Here is a 19107-nt window from a genome sequence, read left to right as displayed (position 1 = left end):
CGCAGACGAATGACGATTGGAGAAGCCTCTGATGGCAACCCCGCTCGTTGTCTCCGATGTCGCGAAGAGCTTCACCATGCATCTGCGCGACGGCATCAACCTGCCGGTGGTCGCTGGTGTCTCGTTCGCGATCAGGGCCGGTGAATGCGCCGTGCTCGGCGGCCCGTCCGGCGCCGGCAAGAGCTCGATCCTGAAAATGCTCTACGGAAATTATGCCGCCGATGAAGGCCAGATCATCGTCCAGCACGAGGGCGGGCTCATCGATCTCGCCTCGGCCAGCCCGCGCACCGTGCTTGCCGTGCGCCGGCTTACCATCGGCTATGTCAGCCAGTTCCTGAACACCGTGCCGCGTGTCTCTGCGCTCGATGTCGTGGCCGAACCGCTGGTCGAGCGCGGCGAGGAGCGCGAGGTCGCGCACGGCAAGGCACGCGCCTTGCTGGCGCAGCTCAACCTGCCGGAGAAGCTCTGGGCGCTGCCGCCGGCGACGTTCTCCGGCGGTGAACAGCAGCGCGTCAACATCGCGCGCGGCTTCATCACCGAGCACCCGATCCTGCTGCTCGACGAGCCGACCGCTTCGCTCGACGCCAGGAACCGCGACGTGGTGATTTCCCTAATCGCCGCCAAGAAGGCGGCGGGCGTCGCTTTGCTCGGCATCTTCCATGACCACGACGTGCGTGAGGCGGTGGCCGACCGCGTCATCGACGTGACCGCCTTCGCCGCCGGGAAAATCGCCGCATGACCAGGAAACTGTCGGAGGCGCCGCTGATCCACGAGACGGCGCAAGTCGAGAACTCGACGCTTGGCCGCTGGACCGAGATCGCCGAGCGCTGCCGGGTTTCCGAAAGCACGCTCGGCGACTATTCCTACATGATGCAGGACTGCGGCGTCTGGTGCGCAACGATCGGCAAATTCGCCAACATCGCCGCAAGCGTGCGCATCAACGCTACCAACCATCCGACCTGGCGGCCGACGCTGCACCATTTCACCTATCGCGCCTCGGATTATTGGGACGACGCCGAGCACGAGAGCGAATTCTTCGCCAAGCGCCGCGCCAAACGCGTCACCATCGGCCACGACACCTGGCTCGGCCACGGCTCGACCATCCTGCCCGGCGTCATCGTCGGCGATGGCGCGGCGGTCGGTGCCGGTGCGGTGGTGTCGAAGGACGTCGCGCCCTACACCATCGTCGCCGGCGTACCGGCCAAGCCGATCCGCGAACGCTTCGACCGCCGCACCGCGGAACGCTACCAGGCGCTCGCCTGGTGGGACTGGGATCATGCAAGGCTGCGCGCCGCGCTCGACGATTTTCGGGAGCTGTCGGCGGAGGCGTTTCTGGAGAAATATGGCGGCTAAGGGATCGTGAATGGTGAACGGTGAATGTGAATGGGGGCAGCGGACAGGTTTCGAGACTCAGGGAAGCCGTTCTTATCACCATTCACCATTCGAGCTTCTCGCGCCGAGTTGATCCCGCCCCGCTCCAGGCTGTGGGCAGTAACAAAACTGACATCGTTCCGACACCGCAGGTTCATGCGGCTGCGCTAGCCAGGGTTAACAGACCTTCAATTGCGATTGGACTGGAGCCTGCACCATGTCAGCTACGCTCGAAATCCGCGGCGTCACCCGCCGGTTCGGCAAGAACACCGCCGTCAGCAATGTTCACATCTCGATTCCGCAGGGCCAGATGGTCGGCATCATCGGCCGTTCAGGCGCCGGCAAATCAACGCTTCTGCGCATGATCAACCGCCTCATCGATCCCAGCCAGGGATCCATCCTGTTCAACGGCGTCGAGGTCTCCGGGTTGCGCGGCTCGCCGCTCCGGCGATGGCAGCGCGACTGCGCCATGATCTTCCAGCAGTTCAATCTCGTGCCGCGCCTCGATGTGCTGACCAATGTGCTGCTCGGCCGGCTCAACCACCGCTCGACGCTGTCCAACCTATTTGGCATGTTCTCCCGCGGTGAATGCGCCGAGGCGGTTGCAGCCCTCGAGCGCCTCGACATCGCCCGCACCGCCCTGCAGCCGGCCGGCACGCTTTCCGGCGGCCAGCAGCAGCGCGTTGCGATTGCGCGCGCCATGATGCAGCAGCCGAAGGTGTTGCTGGCGGATGAGCCGATTGCCTCGCTCGATCCGCTCAACGCCAAGGTGGTGATGGATTCGCTGCAGGACATCAATTTGCGCGAGGGCATCACCGTCATCACAAATCTGCATACGCTGGATACGGCCCGCACCTACTGCAACCGCATCATCGGCATGGCTGCCGGCAAGGTCGTCTTCGACGGCCCGCCCGAAGCCCTCAACCGCGAGGCCGTGCGCATGGTCTACGGCGCCGACAGCAATGGCGGCGAAATCTCCGAGGCCATCACCTCCACCAGTGTCGCCATCAAACAGAAAATCGCTGCATCCGCCGGACCGCTCGAGCCCGCATTCCCGGGATATTGAGAACGGCCTGATCGCCCGCCCGCGTCAAAGGCACCTGTCAAAAAATTCGAACGCTACCGGCGCGAGGCCGGGACCAACAGGAGAGAGATAATGTTCAGGAAGATGGTTTTTGGCGCCGTTTCATTGCTCGCCATCGCGGCAAGCGCCGCTCACGCCCAGGATATCAAGGAATTCCGCATCGGCATCCTTGGCGGTGAAAACGAAGCGGACCGGCTGCGCAACTTTCAGTGCCTCGCCGATCACCTGAAATCCGAATTCGGCTTCGAGAAGGTCTCGCTGTTCCCGGCCGCCGACTATGACGGCGTTATCCAGGGCCTGCTCGGCGGCACGCTCGATTTCGCAGAGCTTGGCGCGTCGGGCTATGCCAGCGTCTACCTCAAGGATCCGAACGCCGTGACCCCGATCCTCACCACCCAGCAGACCGACGGCGCGACCGGCTATTATTCGATCGGCCTGGCGCTGAAGTCGTCCGGCATCACCGACATCAAGTCGGCCAAGGGGAAGAAACTCGGCTATGCCGACCCGGATTCGACCTCCGGCTACCTGATCCCGCTGACCCAGATCCCGAAGGACACCGGCGCTTCGAACGAAACCTTCTTCGCCTCGACCCAGTTCAATGGCGGCCACGAGAACAACCTTCTCGCGGTTCGCGACGGCAAGGTCGATGTTGCGGTTGACGACTCCTCGGGCATCGGCGACTTCAAGAACGGCTACACCTCCGGCACCTTCCACAAGGAAGTCGCCAAGGGCGCCGTGGACCCCAACGATTTCGTCGAAGTCTGGCGCTCCGGCTCGATCCCGAACGGCCCGCTGGTCGTGCGCACCGCACTCGGCGGCGACATGAGCGCCAAGCTCGCCAACTTCTTCACCGGCCTGCCGGCCAAGGACAAGCCTTGCTTCGAGGCCATCGAAGGCGGCGATTTCACCGGCTATGTTCCGGTGAAGCCGGACTTCTACAGCGTCATCGTCGAAGCCCGCAAAGCCGCGATCGGCGGCTGACGACAATTGCGGAAAGGAAGGCGTCCATTAGAGCGACGTGCGTCCACTTGGACGCACAAAGTACGCTCTAACACTTAGATGCCGCATCGTGCTTTCCGAAAGTCGACTTTCGGGCCGATGCGGTCGCCGCCCTTTTTGCGTGTCCGCTCGTGATCCCGTATGACCTTCGCCGCTACAATTCGTTCAGACGCGGTCCGGCAGGCAGCAGACGCCTGGCGACGCCAGACGTCCTTGCGCCGGTTCTACACGGCGCTCGGCATCGGCTCATTGCTTGTCGCCATGTGCACAGCCATGTGGTTCGCCGACGAGGCCAATGCCGGACATTTCTTCGATCGGCTGCCGCACATACTGGATTTCCTTAGTTGGCTTGTTCCCAAGGACTGGAACGACGTCTGGCGGGCGCTGTTCGACATCACATCGCCGCACGACAAGGGCAGCCAGGAGTTCAACTTCCCGCTTGGCCGCGTCTATCTCTGGGGCGGCTTTTATCTACCCGAATATTTCGAGCTGATGCTCACCACGCTTAACGTGGCGCTGGTTTCCACTTTCATCGGCTTTGTCTTTGCGGTGCCCTTTTCCTTCATCGCCGCGCGCAACTTGACGCCCAGTCCGATGCTCAGGCTCGTCGTCAAGCGCTTCATGGAACTGCTTCGCGCCTTCCCCGAGATCGTCATTGCCGGCCTGTTCGCAGCCATCCTCTCGACCGGCCCGGTCGCAGCCATCATCGCCATCGGCCTGCATTCCATCGGCGCCCTCGGCAAGCTCTTCTACGAGATCAACGAAAACATCGACATGCGCGCCGAAGAAGGCCTGCGCGCGGTCGGCGCCAACTGGTTCGAGCGCGTGCGCTTTGCCGGCCTGCCGCAAGTGCTGCCCAATTTCATGTCCTACACGCTGCTCAGGATCGAGATCAATGTGCGTATCTCGACCATTATCGGCGCGGTCGGCGGTGGCGGCATCGGCGAGGAACTGAAGCTCTCCATCTCGCGCGGCTTCGGCGCCAAGACGCTGGCATTGGTGCTGCTGCTGTTCACGACGATCTTCCTCGTCGACCAGTTTTCCGCCTGGCTACGCCGCAAGCTCGTCGGCGAGCAGGCATTCATGATGGGTGCCTGACCATGATCCCAAAAAGTGGATTCCCGTTTTTGGAAAAGATCATGGCAAATCAACAAGAAGACTGCCCATGGCCGCAATGACCGCCGATGAGATGCGGTCGATCGAGGAGCGCTTCCCCCAAGTGTTCCGGCGGCCCTTGTACAAACGCTTCGGCCCGCTGGTCCTGTTCACCGGCATCCTGCTCTATCTCCTCTACGCCTTGTGGTTCTTCAGCCTGCCGCAAGTGCTGAGGGAATCGCACTGGGAGCGCCTGCCGCTCTTCCTGACGCAATGGATCAGCTACGATCTGCAGCCGGAATTCCGTCTCGACCAGCCTCAGATCACACCCAGATATCCGCGTTTTTCGGCGCTCGGCGAAGACCCGCATCCCGATTGGGTCATCACCAACGCCAACGGCTCCTACACCGTCCTGATCGACGGCCGGGCCAAATCGGTCACCTTCGACAAGGCCGAAGCGACGCTTGTCGCCAATGGCCAGGCGGTGCCGATGTCGTTGACCAGCGGCAAACCGGTAATATCCGGCCCGGTGCCGGAGTGGATCACCGCGCATGACGATGAGATCGTCGCCAGGATGGGCTTTGCCGGCGAGGTCCGCATAACCGTCGATCGCGTCAAGGTCCGCAAACGCTTCCTCGGCTGGGCGAATTTCGTCTTCGACACACGCTCGCCCTTCTTCGGCAAGTCGCCCGGCGAGGTGGTCTCGTTGCTGATGTCCGGACCCCAGCTCAAGCCGGGCACATCAAACATTGCGCTGGCCGCCGACAATATCTGGAACAACGCCCAATGGCAGCATGGCGACGTCTGGACGAAGCTGTTCCAGACCATCGTCATGGCGTTTCTCGGCACCTTGCTCGGCGGCATCGTTGCCTTCCCGCTCGCCTTCTTCGCCGCCCGCAACATCACCCCGAGCGGCCTGCTTAGCCAGGTGCTAAAGCGGTTCTTCGATTTCATGCGTTCGGTCGACATGCTGATCTGGGCGCTGTTCTTCACCCGCGCCTTCGGCCCGGGCCCGCTTGCCGGCAGCGCCGCGATTTTCTTCACCGAGATCGGCACGCTCGGCAAAGTCTATTCGGAGGGCCTCGAGAACATCGACGACAAGCCACGCGAGGGCATCCAGTCGACCGGCGCCAACGGCTTGCTGGTGCAGCGCTATGGCGTGCTGCCGGAAGTGATCCCGGTCTTCATCAGCCAGACACTCTATCAGTGGGAATCCAACACCAGGGGCGCGACGATCATCGGCGCCGTCGGTGCCGGTGGCATCGGCCTGAAGCTCTGGGAGGCGATGCGCACCAATTCCAACTGGGCCAATGTCTTCTACATGGTGCTCTTGGTCCTGCTCGTCGTTTTCATCTTCGACAACATTTCCAATTTCCTGCGCCGCCGCTTGAGCAGGACGATCCACGACTACAACCGGATCCAGGCCGGCCAGGGCTGACAGAGGCGTTGCGCAGGCGTGCGGTTAGGGCGCCTTCCTCCATCCATTCCTGATATGCCTGTAGCCGTCGCGGTAGACGGCTTCCGGGCCTTCGGAAAAGTCGCGCCACACCTTGGTGGCCGCGGCCAGATCCTTCAGCGAGCGGCCGAACGCCTCGATCGTCAGCCAATCGTCATAACCGCTCTTGCGGATGGCAGAGAACGTCTCTTTCCAAGGGACGTGGCCGCGGCCCGGCACGCCGCGATCGTTCTCCGAAATGTGGATATGGACGATGTTCTTGCGGTTGCGCGTATAGGCCCCGATCGGGTCAGCCTCTTCGATGTTGGCATGGAACGTGTCGTACATCGCCTTGATGTGCGGCCGGTCGATCGCGTCGATATGCGCCGACAAATCGTCCATCGTGTTGAGCAGATAGCATTCGAAGCGGTTGAGCGCCTCCAGCCCGATGGTGACACCCTTGTTGCCGGCATGGTCACCGATGACGCGCTGCGAAGCGACCGAACGTTTTTTCTCGGCCGCCGTCGGCCCGCTGCCGGAGAAGACCCCGAGTGTCGAATGGAGCGGGCCGCTCAACGTGTTCGCGCCAAGCGCCTGAGCGCAGTCGATCGTCGATTTCATGTAGTCGATACCGGCCTTGCGCGTCGAGGCATCCGGCGAGATCAAATTCATCGCCGGATCGCCCATCGCCGAGACGGCGGTGCGTTGCAGCCCGATACGGTCGAGCAGCTCGCCGAGTTTCCTGTAGTTGTCCGGCGTGCCGGAGAAGACCGGTATCTCGACGCCGTCGAAGCCGGTCGCCTTGATGTCCCTCAACAACGGCTCGTGTTTTTTTGAGACACTGGTCGTCCACAACAACATGCACATGCCGATTTTCATCGACGCCCCTCCCCTTTTTACGGCCGGGCTTGCTCCTCCGGCGACTTCGCCACAAGCCCCCTCATCCGGCCGCTTCGTGGCCACCTTCTCCCCGCCGGGGAAAAGAGGTGAACGCCAGCGCCAACGATCTCCTCTCCCCACGAGGAAAGGTCGGATTGCCCCGAATTGCCTTGCAATTCGGCTGGCAATCCGGGTGACGGGGACTTCCCATTAACCGGGCGCAGCGATTAAAGCTTCGTCCACGCTCCGTTCTTCTTCGACGACTTCACGCAGGCCTCGATGAAGGCCATGCCCTCGACGCCGTCCTGCACGGTCGGGAAGACGACATCCTTGGCCGGCTTCCCGCCCTTCCGGCGCGCTGCACGAATAGCCCGCGCGGCTTCCTGATAGATGTTGGCGAAACCTTCGAGATAGCCTTCCGGATGCCCTGGCGGAACGCGGCTGACGCGCCCGGCGACGGGGAGCGCGCCGGCGCCATTACGGGTAATCAACTGCTTCGGCTGGCCGAACGGCGTGTACCAGAGATAGTTCGGGTCGGCCTGCACCCATTCGAGGCCGCCCTTCGAGCCGTAGATGCGCAATTTCAACCCGTTCTCGTGGCCGGGCGCCACCTGGCTTGCCCAGATCATTCCCTTCGCCGGGTGCGACCCGCCGACCGGCTTGAAGCGCAGCAGCACATTGATGTTGTCGTCGAGCAGCCTCCCCGGCACGAAGGCATCGAGATCGGCCGACAACGAATCGAGCTCCAGCCCGGAGACGAAACGGGCAAGGTTGTAGGCATGCGTGCCGATATCGCCCAGCGCACCGCCGGCACCCGCCTGCTTCGGGTCAGAGCGCCACGCAGCCTGCTTCTGGCCGGTGGCGGCCAGGTCTTCGGTCAGCCAGTCCTGCGGATATTCCGACTGCACGATACGGATATCGCCGAGCTGTCCCTTGGCCACCATCTCGCGTGCCTGCCGCACCATCGGATAGGCGGTGTAGTTATGCGTCAGCACGAACACCTTGCCGGTCTTCTCGACCAGCGCGGCCAACCTCTTCGCCTCGGCCAGCGACGTCGCCAGCGGCTTGTCGCAGATGACATGGATGCCGGCCTCGAGAAAAGCCTTGGCTGCCGGCACGTGCACATTGTTCGGCGTGACGATGGCCACCGCCTCGATGCCATCCGGCCGCTTGGCCTCCGCCTTGGCCATCTCGGCATAGGAGCCGTAGCTGCGTGCCGGATCGAGCCCAAGCTCGGCCGCCGAGGCCTTGGCGCGCTCCGGATTCGACGAGAGGGCCCCGGCAACCAGCACGAACTCGTTATCAATGCGCGCCGCGATGCGGTGCACCGCGCCGATAAAGGCGCCTTGTCCGCCGCCAACCATGCCGTAGCGGATCGGACCGCCTCCCGTTTCCGTCTTCGATGCGCCAACCATGATTTTCTCCCTCGTCACTGAAATACCCCTCCGCTGAGGGGAAGGTGGCCCGCACGGCCGGGTGGGGTTGGTTCATGCCGAGCTCTACGCCCGGCGACCCCACCCCGATCCGCTGCGTGGATCGACCCTCCCTTCGAGGGGGAGGGATATCTGTGCTAGATCCCCATCATGCCGCGCAGCATCTTTTTATCGGTCGTGCCGCCGGCGAAGTCGTCGAATGCTTTTTCCGTCACCCTGATGATGTGGTGCTGGATGAAGGGAGCGCCTTCGGCCGCACCATCCTCCGGGTGCTTGAGGCAGCATTCCCATTCCAGCACCGCCCATGAATCGTAATTGTATTGAGTGAGCTTGGAGAAGATGCCGCCGAAATCCACCTGCCCGTCGCCGAGCGAGCGGAAACGCCCGGCACGGTTGGTCCAGCTCTGGTAACCGGAATAGACACCTTGCCGCCCGGTCGGATTGAACTCGGCATCCTTGACGTGGAACGCCTTGATCCGCTCGTGGTAGATGTCGATGAATTCGAGATAATCGAGCTGCTGCAGCAGGAAGTGCGACGGGTCGTAGTTGATGTTGCAGCGCTTATGGCCGCCGACCGCATCGAGGAACATCTCGAATGTCGCGCCGTCGAACACGTCCTCGCCCGGATGAATTTCGTAGCCGACATCGACGCCGTTCTCGTCATAAACGTCGAGAATCGGCTTCCAGCGCTTGCCGAGTTCGGCAAACGCTTCCTCGATCAATCCCGCCGGCCGCTGCGGCCAGGGGTAGAGGTATGGGAAGGCCAACGCGCCGCAAAACGACACCGACGCCTTGAGCCCGAGATTCTTCGACGCCTTGGCGGCGAACTTCATCTGTTCGACCGCCCATTGCTGCCTTGCTTTTGGATTGTTGTGCACCGCAGCCGGCGCGAAGCCGTCGAACTGCGCGTCATAGGCGGGATGCACCGCCACCAGTTGCCCCTGCAGATGCGTCGACAGTTCGGTGATCTCGACGCCGGCATCGGCGCAGATGCCCTTCACCTCGTCGCAATAGGCCTTGGAGGAGGCTGCCTTCTCGAGATCGAACAATCGGGCGTCCCATGTCGGGATCTGCACGCCCTTGTAGCCCAGACCAGCCGCCCATTTGGTGATCGAGGCCAGCGAATTGAACGGCGCGGCGTCGCCCGCAAACTGCGCCAGGAACAGACCAGGCCCCTTCATCGTCGTCGGCATCGGCATCTCCCTATGTTTCACGACCAAGCATAGCGCCGATTGAAAACAGGGCCAGCGTCTTTGGTCTCTTTGCACAGCGCGCTCAGCGCCGCTATTCTGGTATTACCAAATGCCGAAATCCGGTCAAGCCATTTGACGCGCTGCCGCGGTCCTGCAACCATGCCGAGTTAGGCCACATGTTTAAGTATAATCAATAGCATAGACAGGAGCCAACGCTTGATGGCAGCACTTCTTGCCGTCCAGATGAAATTACTGTAGACCTCCCATCAGGCCCAATTGGTCGAACCAGTTTGCAAAAAATGCTGGGACGCCTTGGGGAAGAATCATGCGGCACGCTTCGGCAGAGTGCGCCGCAGGCGAACTGGTACAGGCGATTCTGGGAAGGATAGACCATGCATCTTTCGACGCACAATTGGATGCGGGCGGAGCCGCTGGAAACGACGCTCAAGCGCATCAAGAAATTCGGCTACGAGTCGATCGAGATCTCCGGCGAACCCGATCAGTACAAGCCCAAGGAGACGCGCGCACTGTTGAACGAGTACGGCATTCGCTGCTGGGGAGCGGTGACGCTGATGCTGGGCGAGCGAAATCTCGCCGCCAAGGACCAGGGCCAACGCGAGCGCTCGGTGCAGTATGTCAAGGACGTGCTGACCATGGTCAGCGAACTTGATGGCGAGATCATCACGCTGGTTCCGGCCACCGTCGGCAAGGTGGTGCCGGACGGCACCGAGGAAGAGGAGTGGAAATGGGTGGTCGACGCCACCCGGGAATGCTTCACCCACGCCAAGAAGGTCGGCGTCAAGATCGCGGTCGAGCCACTCAACCGCTTCGAGACCTATCTGTTCAACCGCGGCGCCCAGGCACTGGCGCTGGCCGATGCGGTCAGCCCCGAATGCGGCGTCTGCCTCGACGCCTACCACATCCACATGGAAGAATTTAACGTCTACGACGCCATCCGGCAGGTCGGCAAGCGCCTGTACGACTTCCATGTCGCCGACAACAACCGCTTCGCCGCCGGCCTCGGGCAGATCGACTGGCCGAAGATCGTCGGCACGCTGAAGGAGATCGGCTATGACGGCGCGCTGACCAATGAATTCGTCGCCCCCGTCGACCGCACGCCGGCTGCCCCCTATCCCGACATGGTCGAACGCAACCCCGTCGACATCTCGCCGGAGCAGCTGAAATTCATTCAGGACCACGGCTCCAGCGTGCTCACGGAGAAATTCTACACCGACCAGATGCGCATCAACGCGGAAACGCTGCTGCCGCTGATCAAGTAGCCGAGCCGTTTGGAAAGAGCCCTTCCGCCTCACCGCGGCCGGGCCGAGGATGAACATGCGCATCAAGACGGTCCAAGCCTGGTGGGTCCGCATACCGATCGAAGCCGCGAAGCAGCACCGCAGCGACTTCGGTCAGGTGGCGACGTTCGACGCCGCCATCCTGCGCATCGAAACCGACGACGGGCTGGTCGGCTGGGGCGAAGGCAAGAATGCCGCCGGCAGCGCCGGCAGCTACGGCGCCCTTGTCCATTTGCTGAACTACGAGGTCGGCCCGCAGCTGGTCGGCCGCGACCCGGCCGACATCGGCGTCATATGGGAGATGCTCTATAATGGCACGCGCCACGACAGCGCCGCTCGCGCCGGCCACGCCATGCCGCAATTGGCGCGACGCGGCATGAGCATCGCCGCTATCAGCGCCGTCGACATCGCATTGTGGGACATTCTTGGCAAATCGCTCGGCGTTCCGGTCTGGCGGCTGCTCGGCGGCCGCAAGCTGGACCGCATGCCGGCCTATGCTTCCGGCGGCTGGGCCACTGCGGAAGCAATTGGCGACCAGCTGCAGTCCTACATCGCCAAGGGCGGTTTCAAGGCGCTGAAGATGCGCGTCGGCGCCATGGACGGCGCCCCACACATCTCGGCCGCTCGCGTCCGTGCCGCCAGACAGGCGCTCGGTCCCGATATCGACCTGATGGTCGACGCGCACGGCACCTACACGGTGGCCGAAGCCAAGCGCTTTATCCATCTCGCCGGCGACCTCGATCTCGCCTGGTTCGAGGAGCCGGTGATCGCCGACGACAAGCCCGGCATGGCCGAGGTGCGCGCCTGCGGTTCGATCCCGATCGCCACCGGCGAAAGCGAGGCGACACGCTATGCCTTCCGCGACCTCGCCGTGCTCAAATCCGCCGATATCTTCCAGCCGGATCCGGCCTTTTGCGGTGGCATCAGCGAGGCGATGAAGATCGGCACCATCGCCAGCGCCTTCAATCTGCGCTTTGCGCCGCATCTTTGGGCCGGCGCGCCCTGCTTCTTTGCCGGGCTGCATGTCTGCGCCGCTTCGCCGGCGAGCTTCACCGTCGAATATTCGCTCGGCGCCAACCCGATGATCCACGATCTGATCGAAGAGACTGTCGAAGCAAAGGACGGTATGGTAGCGATCCCTGATAGACCCGGGCTGGGATTCACCATTTCGGAGCGGTTCCTGGAGGCGCACGCGCAACACGGCTGACATGAAAGAAAAGAACCTTCTCGCGGAACTCGCCGCCTATCTGTTCTCCCATTCGGACAAGGAGACGGGCCGCACGCCGTCGGAGCGCGAACTGGCAGAGCATTTCAGCGTCAGCCGCGGCCAGATCCGCGAGGCGCTGGCCATTCTCGAGGCCATGCGCATCGTCGAGCGACGGGCGAAATCCGGCATCTACATCGATACGAAGCAGGCGAGCGTCGAGGCGATGGCGCTGTTCGCCCGCGCCGGCCTGCCGCTCGATCCCGTCCAGATCTACGAGACGGTCGAGTTGCGCAAGATCCACGAGATCAAGGCCGCCGAACTTGCCTGTTCACGCGCCACCGAGGAGAATTTCGAGCGGCTGCGCGAGATCCTGAAGGCCTCCGAGGATCGCATCGCCGCCGGTGAAGGGCTTGCCCGGGAAGACCGCGAGTTCCACCTCGAGATCGTGCGGGCGACCAAGAACAGCGTCTTCCACAATATCTGCAGCGTCTACTACATGATGGGTGAACTGCGCCTGCCGATCTATTTCAACGATCCCGAACGCAGCGTGCGCTCCCATGCCGAGCATATCCAGATCTACGAGGCGCTGCTGCGCCGCGACGGCAATCTCGCCCAGGCGCTGATGAGCGCCCACCTGCAAGGCGCGGAAAGCTACTGGAAGGGGCTGATCGAGGGGCGTGGGGCGGAACCGGAAAGCCCTGCGCTCGAAAAGGCCTGAAATGCCCAAGATCCTGTCAACACACAGACTGCACCCTCGTGCCGCTTCCATGCTGACCGGGGCCGGCGAACTCGTCGTTGCTTCCGCCCTCGATGCGGCCACGCTGGCCGCCGAGGCGAGGAACGCCGATGTCATCATCGTTCGCGCTCCCTTGCCTGCGGCGCTTTTCGAAGGCGCGAAGAAGCTCAGGGCCGCAATCCGCCACGGCGCCGGGCTGGACATGGTACCGATGGAAGCGGCCAATGCGGCCGGCGTGCTGGTGGCGAATGTGCCGGGGGTGAACGCGCGATCTGTCGCCGAATATGTGATGTTCGCGGCGCTGGCGCTGCTTAGGCGCTTCCGTGTGTTGGACCGCGACTTGCGTGCGAAGGGCTGGCTGGCGGGCCGCGAACACACGGTGGTAGCCAGCGAGCTAGCGGGCAAGACGATCGGCATTGTCGGCCTCGGCGCGATCGGTCAGGCGGTTGGCCACATCGCCGCCCATGGGTTCGATCTGAATGTGGTGGCGACGACGCGCAGCATGCGGCCGGCGCCGGACAGGGTCGGCTTCCTGTCGATCGATGCACTCATCGAGCAGAGCGACATCATCGTTCTGTGCTGCCCGCTGACGCCCGAAACACGGGGGCTGATCAGCCGCGAGCGCATTGCGCGGATGAAGCCGGATGCGCTGCTGATCAATGTTTCGCGCGGGCCGGTGATCGATGACGACGCGCTGATCGAGGCCTTGCAGAAGGGGCGCATCGGCGGCGCCGCGCTCGATGTTTTTGCTACACAACCGCTACCGCCCAACCATCCTTATTTTGGCTTCGACAACGTCATCGTCACCCCGCACATGGCTGGGATTACCGAGCAGTCGATGATGCGCATGGGCGTCGGCGCGGCTGGCGAAGCCTTGCTGGTGCTGGCCAACAGATTGCCGGTCAATCTGCGCAACCCCGAAGTGGTCGAGCACTACCGGCGGCGGTTCCCTGCCGATTTCTGAAAGCGCCCCAATTTTCCCGAATTCGCCGGCGATGGTGCCGGCATGGCAAGCGTCACAAAATTTCTGCTGACCGCCGGCTTCTGCGTGGCGACGGCGCAAGCCTTCGCCAACGAACAGGGCAGCTACGTGTTCTGCGACAACGGCATACGCTGCCTGGCGGCGCCCTGTCCATCGAACAGCGCACTCGACCTTGCTGCTGGGAAGCTCATCAAAGGCGTTTCAATCGACATCGATCGCCTGCCGCAACAAGACAAGGCGCTCGATCTTTCAGACAAGCTCTATGCCGGCAAGGTCGTTGTTGTCGGCTCGATCGAGAACCGTACCCGGACCTTCAACGGCAAGCGGTACACCCTGCCTTGGCTGGTCGCCACCAGCATCGAACGCGCCGCCAAGGACAGCGAACGCGGCCACTGCTCGTCGCGCTGACACGCGCTATCCGATCAATTTGCAAGCAGCTCCTCCACGCCGGCTGCGATGCGCAGCAGGTGGTGGTCATGGCCATTGCGCGCCACCAGCATCAGCCCGGCCGGACGCGTCATTCCGGGCATCGGCAGCGAGATGGCTGATAGATCGAACTGGTTGGCGACCTGCGTGTTGCGCAGCAGAAGGCCTTCCATCCTGTTGCACAGCGCCTCGTCGCTGGTCATCGACACGATCGTCGGCGCCGTCACCGGTGTGGTCGGCAGGGCCAGCACGTCGACCGACGCCAGCCGGTCATCCATCGCGGCGGCCAGCGCCGTGCGGCGGCGCATTGCCCTGATATAAACCGTGGCCGGAATGGCGGCGGCGCGCGACAATGGCCCGCTTACCCGCGGGTCGACCGGCCTCGTCGCTCCCGCCGCCAGCCAGTCGGCATGGATCTCCGCCCCTTCCATCGCCGCGATCGACGCGCGTTGGGTTGCCACGCGCAGATCGGCAAGCAGGTCGTCGATCGACAGCTCCACAAGCCGTGAGCCGCTAAGCTCTATCTTGCGCAGACACCGGTCGAACGTCGTCGCGACCTCTTCCTGCGTATCATCGAACAGCACGCCGCGCGCAATACCGATGCGCAGGCCGTCCAGCGGCAGCGGCAACAGTGCCGCCAGGTTTTCGCCCGACATCACTGCATCGGCCGCCGCACATTCGGCGACGGTGCGGGCCAGCGGACCGATCGAGTCCAGCGTGGCTGACAGCGGAAACGCACCCGCAAGCGGCACGCGCCGCGCAGTCGGCTTGAAACCGACGACGCCATTCAGCGATGCCGGAATGCGCACCGAACCACCGGTATCGGAACCGATGGAGATTTCGCTGGTGCCTTCGCCCACCGAAACGCCGGCGCCTGAGGAGGAGCCGCCCGGAATACGGCTGGCATCGCTAGCATTGCCGGGCGTGCCATAATGTGGATTGACGCCGATTGCAGTAAAGGCGAACTCGGTCATGTTGGTCTTGCCGAGGATGATTGCACCGGCCTGGCGCAACTGTTGCACGACAATGGCATCCCGCAGCGCCGGCGCTGCGTTGGCGAGCAGCAGAGAGCCGGCCGTGGTCGGCTCGCCGGCGACATCGAACAGATCCTTGATCGAGACGATCGCCCCATCGAGCGGCCCGAGCGTGACGCCGGCTTTTCGCCGCGCATCGGTGGCGTCCGCCGCCGCCCGTGCGACTTCCGGGTAGAGCTTTACGAAAACCCTCTCATCGTCGACGCGAGCGGCAAGAGGCGAAAGAATTGCTTCGAGGTGATCGCGGGCTGATTGCATTTTTCGGTGTCGGACTCCGCGCGCTTGCAACGTCTTAAGGTAGCAGCCAGAAACTGGCCGCAGGAGACATAGCCCGGCGCGGTCGGATTTGCACCTGTCGAACCGAAGGAGGAAGGCCCGATGCTCTACCAAGGCAGCTGCCACTGCGGCAAGGTCGCGTTCGAGGTCGAAGGCGAGCTGACCGGAGCCGTTCGGTGCAATTGCTCGATCTGCTCGCGCAAGGGTGCACTGTTATGGGCAGTTCCGCATGAGAGCATGCGGGTGCTTGCCTGGGGCGATGATCTCGGCCGCTACAGCTTCGGCAACCATGTCATCGCCCACCGCTTCTGCCGCAGCTGCGGCATTCACCCCTTCGCCGAGGATGTCGGCGAAGGGAGCGGGCGAAGTGCCTATATCAATATCAATTGCATCGAGGCGTTGGACGTCGCCGCCGTGCCGGTCTTCGACTTCGACGGCCGTTCCGTTTAGGCCTTGGGGTCGTCGATCGGATTGGGGCCAAGGAAGAACGCCGCCAGTGCCGCAAGCAACGTCGCCGCCGCGCAATAGGCGAAGGCGGTGGCAACGCCGGTATTGTCGACCAGCAGGCCGCCGAAGACGGCGCCCAACGCGATGGCGACCTGGAACGTCATAACCATGAGCCCACCGGCGCTTTCCGCCTGATCGGGGGCGGCCCGCACCAGCCAGGTCTGCAGCCCGACTGGGACGGCGCCGAAGGCAAAGCCCCAGCTGGCCACTGCTATTGCAGCCACGACGGGTGAACCTCCGACCACCAGCAGCAGGAGCGCCGAAAACGCGATCAGCAGGGGCGCCAGGCTGACGGCTGCCTTGAGGCTGCGTTCGGCAATTAAGCCGCCGGCAAAATTGCCGAAGAAGCCACCAATGCCGTAGGCGAGCAGCACAAGCGAGATCGTCTCGATGTCCAGCGCGGGCACCTTCTCGAGAAACGGGCGGACATAGGTGAAGCCGGCAAAATGTCCCGAGGCGACCAGCAGCACCACCAGCAGTGCCACCCTGATCATCGGCCGCTTCATCACCTCCAGCAGCGTGCGAAAACCTGCCGTACCTGCAGGCGGCAGCTTCGGAATGGTAGCCACCTGCACCAGCAGCGCCAGCGCACCGACCACGGCGGCGATCATGAACGCCGTCCGCCAGCCCCAGATGTCGCCGACATAGGCGCCGACCGGAGCCGCGCAGACCGTCGCCACTGAAACGCCGGTGAGAATGATCGACATGGCGCGCGGCATCAGCCGCATCGGAACGAGCCGCATCGCCATGGCTGCCGACATCGACCAGAAGCCGCCAAGACTGATCCCGAGCATGATGCGGGCAATCAGAAGAACGGGAAGCGAGGACGCAAACGCGGCCACCAGGTTTGACAGCACAAGCAGCACCGTCAGCGCCCACATGACCAGCCTGCGGTCCAGCCGCTTGGTGACAATGGCCATGGTCGGCGCCGCAATCGCGCCAATGACGGCGGTTGCCGTTACCGCCTGCCCGGCGGCGCCTTCGGTGATGCCGAGATCCTGCGCAAGCGGCGTCAGCAGGCTGGCTGGCAGAAATTCCGCGGTCACCAGGCCGAAGACTCCGAGCGCCAGGGAGACCACTGCCCCCCATGCGGGCTCGGATCGTTCGCCGGTTTCTGATGGGTCGAGAACGGCGTCCATGACGCCTGTCGCCGGTTCGGTCATGAGGGATCTCCCATCTGGTTGCAGCGCAGCATCTGGCTGCAGTGCAACATAGGGAGTGACTGTCTGGAGTTTCCATGCTAGAAACACCATTATGCTTGACCGTTCGTCCAAAATCCCCGTCACCGGTGATCCGCTGACAGACATATTGCGCGGATTGCGCCTCGAAGGCGTCGATTACGGCCGTTGCGAGATGAAGGAACCCTGGGGTATCCATTTTCCGGTTCAGGCGGCGGCACGGTTTCATTTCATCGGCCGCAGAGGCTGCTGGTTGCTGCAGGCGTCCGGCGAATGGGTCGAGTTGAAGGCGGGCGACGCGGTATTGTTGCCGCGCGGCTCAGCCCACACGCTGGCGAGCGAGCCGGGTACCGAGGCGGCGCCGATCCACGGCTATGAGGTCGAGGAAATCTGCAAGAATGTCTATTGCATGTCGAATGACGGCATGCCCGGCTGCCGTCCGGGGACCTTGCTGTTTTTCGGCAGCATGTATTTCAATCTCGATGGCTTGCACCCCTTGCTCGGCATGATGCCGGACGTGATGCGCGCGCATGAGTTGGAGGCCTATGAGCCAGGTATCCCGCATTTGCTGGAAGCGATGGCCCGCGAGGTGACGATGGAGCGCGTCGGCTCCGGCGGCATCCTGGCGCGGCTGGCCGATGTGCTCGCCGCGACCGTCATCCGCTCATGGGTCGAGCGCGGCTGCGGCGACTCTTCCGGTTGGATTGCGGCGGTCAGGGATCGCGAGATCGGCCGGGTGCTGGCCGCGATCCATCTGGAACCGAACCGCGACTGGACGGTGGAAGCTCTGGCGAAGATGATGGGTGCCTCGCGATCAGGTTTCGCCGAGCGCTTCGCAACCATTGTCGGCGAAACACCGGCAAAGTACGTCACGCAGGTGCGGATGCACCAGGCGAGGCAATGGCTGGTCCGCGACCGGCTCAAGATTTCCGTCGTCGCGGCTCGTCTCGGCTACGAATCCGACGCCTCCTTCAGCCGCGCCTTCAAACGGGTCATCGGATCGCCGCCTAGCCATTTCCGGGCTGAGGAACAGGCTGATATCCGCCAGGCCGGCTAAACGTTGGCCGGATTATTGCTCGGTGATGCAGGCCGAGCCGGCGCTGCTCTTGCAATATTTACCGGAAGCCCCGCACCTGCCATCCGAGACTTCCACGACGGTGCCGCTCAACAACAGCTTGCAGTCGCTGGTGGACAGATTGACCGTGCCGTTGAGATCCTTGATCTTCTTGGCGTCGACCTTCGCGCCTGCGACAACTTTCTTGGCTGCCTGCGCCTCGCCCAGATGCGCCGCCGACAATCCCATACCGGCGACGAGTAGGATCGTCGCAAAACCGCGAAATAGATTTCCCATAGCCAACCCTCCGTTTTGGGCCTCCAAATTGGGCTTGCAAAGCCCGTTTGGGACCAAAGGATCAGCCTATTCGACAAATCGGAGCATCCGCATCCCCCGTATGGGGGATGACGGGAAGACTCGAGCATTTAGCAGCCAAGGGAATCACTCGACGTCGCACAAATGCAGCTAAAACACATGGTTTAGAGCGGTATGCACGGCTCGATTTGAACGCATCCGTTCTAGCTGCAGCAAAGAGGCTTGTACTTAGCCGGTGTGACGCAGGCTTATTCCGCTGCCCTTGTCGAACAGCACCACCTTGTCCGGGTTCCAGGCAAAGCGCACCGGCTGCTCTATCTGCACGTCGGTCCTGGCCGGCACGGTGGCGCGCAGCATGGTGTCGCCGACCCGCAGCGTCAGGATCTTCTCGACGCCATGGTTCTCGACATCGTGGACCCGCGCCTCGACCGGCGCGCCGGTCTCGAGATAGACGTCTTCAGGGCGAATTCCGAAGACGAGCGGGCGACCGTCGGTCGCCGCGCCCGTCTTTTGGGGGGGGGGGGGGGGGGGGGGGGGGGGGGGGGGGGGGGGGGGGGGGGGGGGGGGGGGGGGGGGGGGGGGGGGGGGGGGGGGGGGGGGGGGGG

At 63.3% G+C, this 19107-nt stretch carries 20 protein-coding genes; 13 read left to right on the top strand and 7 right to left on the bottom strand.

Annotated elements, in window-relative coordinates; all coding sequences use genetic code 11:
* Positions 1 to 31: 31 nt before the first annotated feature.
* From phnL to phnE (NKH28_RS23905), 6 genes are all read left to right on the top strand, one after another.
* Positions 32 to 739: a phosphonate C-P lyase system protein PhnL gene (gene phnL / locus NKH28_RS23930; RefSeq protein ID WP_352980581.1), complete on the top strand. Its 708-nt coding sequence runs from the start codon at positions 32 to 34 to the stop codon at positions 737 to 739.
* On the top strand, positions 736 to 1353 hold the full coding sequence (locus NKH28_RS23925; protein ID WP_352980580.1) for a DapH/DapD/GlmU-related protein: 618 nt from the start codon (positions 736 to 738) through the stop codon (positions 1351 to 1353). Before phnL ends, NKH28_RS23925 begins: the two co-directional genes overlap by 4 nt.
* Before the next feature lie 235 nt (positions 1354 to 1588).
* On the top strand, positions 1589 to 2437 hold the full coding sequence (gene phnC / locus NKH28_RS23920) for a phosphonate ABC transporter ATP-binding protein (protein ID WP_352980579.1): 849 nt from the start codon (positions 1589 to 1591) through the stop codon (positions 2435 to 2437).
* Between the two features lie 90 nt (positions 2438 to 2527).
* On the top strand, positions 2528 to 3436 hold the full coding sequence (gene phnD / locus NKH28_RS23915) for a phosphonate ABC transporter substrate-binding protein (protein ID WP_352980578.1): 909 nt from the start codon (positions 2528 to 2530) through the stop codon (positions 3434 to 3436).
* Positions 3437 to 3595: 159 nt separating this feature from the next.
* Positions 3596 to 4552 carry a phosphonate ABC transporter, permease protein PhnE gene (gene phnE, locus NKH28_RS23910; RefSeq protein WP_352980577.1) on the top strand — a complete coding sequence of 319 codons (957 nt, stop codon included), beginning with the start codon at positions 3596 to 3598 and terminating at the stop codon, positions 4550 to 4552.
* A 67-nt stretch (positions 4553 to 4619) separates the two neighbouring features.
* The gene (gene phnE, locus NKH28_RS23905; protein WP_352613131.1) at positions 4620 to 5987 is read left to right on the top strand and encodes a phosphonate ABC transporter, permease protein PhnE; all 1368 of its coding nucleotides are present in this window, start codon (positions 4620 to 4622) and stop codon (positions 5985 to 5987) included.
* Positions 5988 to 6011: 24 nt separating this feature from the next.
* Here the strand turns inward: phnE (NKH28_RS23905) and NKH28_RS23900 are convergent, their stop codons facing one another.
* The 3 genes from NKH28_RS23900 to NKH28_RS23890 all read right to left on the bottom strand — a co-directional run bounded on the left by NKH28_RS23900 (position 6012) and on the right by NKH28_RS23890 (position 9489).
* Positions 6012 to 6863 (bottom strand): sugar phosphate isomerase/epimerase family protein, encoded by an 852-nt coding sequence (locus NKH28_RS23900; protein ID WP_352823333.1) that lies wholly within the window; start codon positions 6861 to 6863, stop codon positions 6012 to 6014.
* A gap of 227 nt (positions 6864 to 7090) precedes the next feature.
* The gene (locus NKH28_RS23895; protein ID WP_352814567.1) at positions 7091 to 8278 is read right to left on the bottom strand and encodes a Gfo/Idh/MocA family protein; all 1188 of its coding nucleotides are present in this window, start codon (positions 8276 to 8278) and stop codon (positions 7091 to 7093) included.
* A 155-nt stretch (positions 8279 to 8433) separates the two neighbouring features.
* Entirely contained in the window at positions 8434 to 9489 is a 1056-nt protein-coding gene (locus NKH28_RS23890; RefSeq protein ID WP_352823336.1) for a sugar phosphate isomerase/epimerase family protein, read from the bottom strand.
* Positions 9490 to 9881: 392 nt separating this feature from the next.
* Here NKH28_RS23890 and NKH28_RS23885 point away from each other — a divergent pair, with 392 nt between their 5' ends.
* The 5 genes from NKH28_RS23885 to NKH28_RS23865 are packed head-to-tail and all read left to right on the top strand — an operon-like array spanning position 9882 to position 14120.
* Positions 9882 to 10769, top strand: coding sequence for a sugar phosphate isomerase/epimerase family protein (locus tag NKH28_RS23885; protein WP_352448392.1), 888 nt, complete (start codon positions 9882 to 9884; stop codon positions 10767 to 10769).
* Between the two features lie 55 nt (positions 10770 to 10824).
* Positions 10825 to 11994 (top strand): mandelate racemase/muconate lactonizing enzyme family protein, encoded by a 1170-nt coding sequence (locus tag NKH28_RS23880; protein ID WP_292661184.1) that lies wholly within the window; start codon positions 10825 to 10827, stop codon positions 11992 to 11994.
* Position 11995: 1 nt separating this feature from the next.
* Positions 11996 to 12712 (top strand): FadR/GntR family transcriptional regulator, encoded by a 717-nt coding sequence (locus tag NKH28_RS23875; protein WP_292661187.1) that lies wholly within the window; start codon positions 11996 to 11998, stop codon positions 12710 to 12712.
* A 1-nt stretch (position 12713) separates the two neighbouring features.
* Positions 12714 to 13694, top strand: coding sequence for a hydroxyacid dehydrogenase (locus NKH28_RS23870; RefSeq protein WP_352502603.1), 981 nt, complete (start codon positions 12714 to 12716; stop codon positions 13692 to 13694).
* Positions 13695 to 13736: 42 nt separating this feature from the next.
* Positions 13737 to 14120 carry a hypothetical protein gene (locus tag NKH28_RS23865; protein ID WP_352474072.1) on the top strand — a complete coding sequence of 128 codons (384 nt, stop codon included), beginning with the start codon at positions 13737 to 13739 and terminating at the stop codon, positions 14118 to 14120.
* Positions 14121 to 14134: 14 nt separating this feature from the next.
* Here NKH28_RS23865 and NKH28_RS23860 read toward each other — a convergent pair whose 3' ends face one another.
* Positions 14135 to 15430, bottom strand: a complete 1296-nt coding sequence (locus NKH28_RS23860; RefSeq protein ID WP_352502602.1) for an amidase — start codon at positions 15428 to 15430, stop codon at positions 14135 to 14137.
* Between the two features lie 120 nt (positions 15431 to 15550).
* Here NKH28_RS23860 and NKH28_RS23855 point away from each other — a divergent pair, with 120 nt between their 5' ends.
* Complete coding sequence (locus tag NKH28_RS23855; protein ID WP_023675184.1) at positions 15551 to 15898, top strand: GFA family protein; 348 nt, start codon at positions 15551 to 15553, stop codon at positions 15896 to 15898.
* Here NKH28_RS23855 and NKH28_RS23850 read toward each other — a convergent pair.
* Entirely contained in the window at positions 15895 to 17118 is a 1224-nt protein-coding gene (locus NKH28_RS23850) for an MFS transporter (protein WP_352980576.1), read from the bottom strand. The two genes, NKH28_RS23855 and NKH28_RS23850, sit on opposite strands and share 4 nt — an antisense overlap.
* 91 nt (positions 17119 to 17209) lie before the next feature.
* Between NKH28_RS23850 and NKH28_RS23845 the strand changes: the two genes are divergently transcribed.
* A complete protein-coding gene (locus tag NKH28_RS23845) occupies positions 17210 to 18190 on the top strand; it encodes an AraC family transcriptional regulator (RefSeq protein WP_352980575.1) in 981 nt (326 codons plus the stop codon).
* Between the two features lie 12 nt (positions 18191 to 18202).
* Here the strand turns inward: NKH28_RS23845 and NKH28_RS23840 are convergent, their stop codons facing one another.
* Both NKH28_RS23840 and NKH28_RS23835 read right to left on the bottom strand, forming a co-directional pair.
* Positions 18203 to 18484, bottom strand: a complete 282-nt coding sequence (locus NKH28_RS23840; RefSeq protein ID WP_352616617.1) for a hypothetical protein — start codon at positions 18482 to 18484, stop codon at positions 18203 to 18205.
* Between the two features lie 246 nt (positions 18485 to 18730).
* A partial coding sequence (locus tag NKH28_RS23835) for a TOBE domain-containing protein (RefSeq protein WP_352980574.1) occupies positions 18731 to 19107 on the bottom strand: 377 nt, incomplete at its 5' end.

The organism is Mesorhizobium sp. M1227 (assembly GCF_040318315.1).
Lineage (GTDB): Bacteria > Pseudomonadota > Alphaproteobacteria > Rhizobiales > Rhizobiaceae > Mesorhizobium.
Note: the sequence above shows the minus strand (reverse complement) of the source record. Positions and strands in the feature narration are given on the sequence as shown.

What these genes read in the sequence shown, in the direction of transcription:
- NKH28_RS23865 (WP_352474072.1), top strand. Translation starts at nt 13,737, where the DNA reads ATGGCAAGCGTCACAAAATTTCTGCTGACCGCCGGCTTCTGCGTGGCG.
- phnE (WP_352613131.1), top strand. Translation starts at nt 4,620, where the DNA reads ATGGCCGCAATGACCGCCGATGAGATGCGGTCGATCGAGGAGCGCTTC.
- NKH28_RS23900 (WP_352823333.1), bottom strand. Translation starts at nt 6,863, where the DNA reads ATGAAAATCGGCATGTGCATGTTGTTGTGGACGACCAGTGTCTCAAAA.
- NKH28_RS23860 (WP_352502602.1), bottom strand. Translation starts at nt 15,430, where the DNA reads ATGCAATCAGCCCGCGATCACCTCGAAGCAATTCTTTCGCCTCTTGCC.
- NKH28_RS23850 (WP_352980576.1), bottom strand. Translation starts at nt 17,118, where the DNA reads ATGACCGAACCGGCGACAGGCGTCATGGACGCCGTTCTCGACCCATCA.
- NKH28_RS23840 (WP_352616617.1), bottom strand. Translation starts at nt 18,484, where the DNA reads ATGGGAAATCTATTTCGCGGTTTTGCGACGATCCTACTCGTCGCCGGT.
- NKH28_RS23870 (WP_352502603.1), top strand. Translation starts at nt 12,714, where the DNA reads ATGCCCAAGATCCTGTCAACACACAGACTGCACCCTCGTGCCGCTTCC.
- phnD (WP_352980578.1), top strand. Translation starts at nt 2,528, where the DNA reads ATGTTCAGGAAGATGGTTTTTGGCGCCGTTTCATTGCTCGCCATCGCG.
- NKH28_RS23875 (WP_292661187.1), top strand. Translation starts at nt 11,996, where the DNA reads ATGAAAGAAAAGAACCTTCTCGCGGAACTCGCCGCCTATCTGTTCTCC.
- phnE (WP_352980577.1), top strand. Translation starts at nt 3,596, where the DNA reads ATGACCTTCGCCGCTACAATTCGTTCAGACGCGGTCCGGCAGGCAGCA.
- phnL (WP_352980581.1), top strand. Translation starts at nt 32, where the DNA reads ATGGCAACCCCGCTCGTTGTCTCCGATGTCGCGAAGAGCTTCACCATG.
- NKH28_RS23885 (WP_352448392.1), top strand. Translation starts at nt 9,882, where the DNA reads ATGCATCTTTCGACGCACAATTGGATGCGGGCGGAGCCGCTGGAAACG.
- NKH28_RS23845 (WP_352980575.1), top strand. Translation starts at nt 17,210, where the DNA reads ATGCTTGACCGTTCGTCCAAAATCCCCGTCACCGGTGATCCGCTGACA.
- NKH28_RS23895 (WP_352814567.1), bottom strand. Translation starts at nt 8,278, where the DNA reads ATGGTTGGCGCATCGAAGACGGAAACGGGAGGCGGTCCGATCCGCTAC.
- NKH28_RS23890 (WP_352823336.1), bottom strand. Translation starts at nt 9,489, where the DNA reads ATGCCGACGACGATGAAGGGGCCTGGTCTGTTCCTGGCGCAGTTTGCG.
- phnC (WP_352980579.1), top strand. Translation starts at nt 1,589, where the DNA reads ATGTCAGCTACGCTCGAAATCCGCGGCGTCACCCGCCGGTTCGGCAAG.
- NKH28_RS23925 (WP_352980580.1), top strand. Translation starts at nt 736, where the DNA reads ATGACCAGGAAACTGTCGGAGGCGCCGCTGATCCACGAGACGGCGCAA.
- NKH28_RS23855 (WP_023675184.1), top strand. Translation starts at nt 15,551, where the DNA reads ATGCTCTACCAAGGCAGCTGCCACTGCGGCAAGGTCGCGTTCGAGGTC.
- NKH28_RS23880 (WP_292661184.1), top strand. Translation starts at nt 10,825, where the DNA reads ATGCGCATCAAGACGGTCCAAGCCTGGTGGGTCCGCATACCGATCGAA.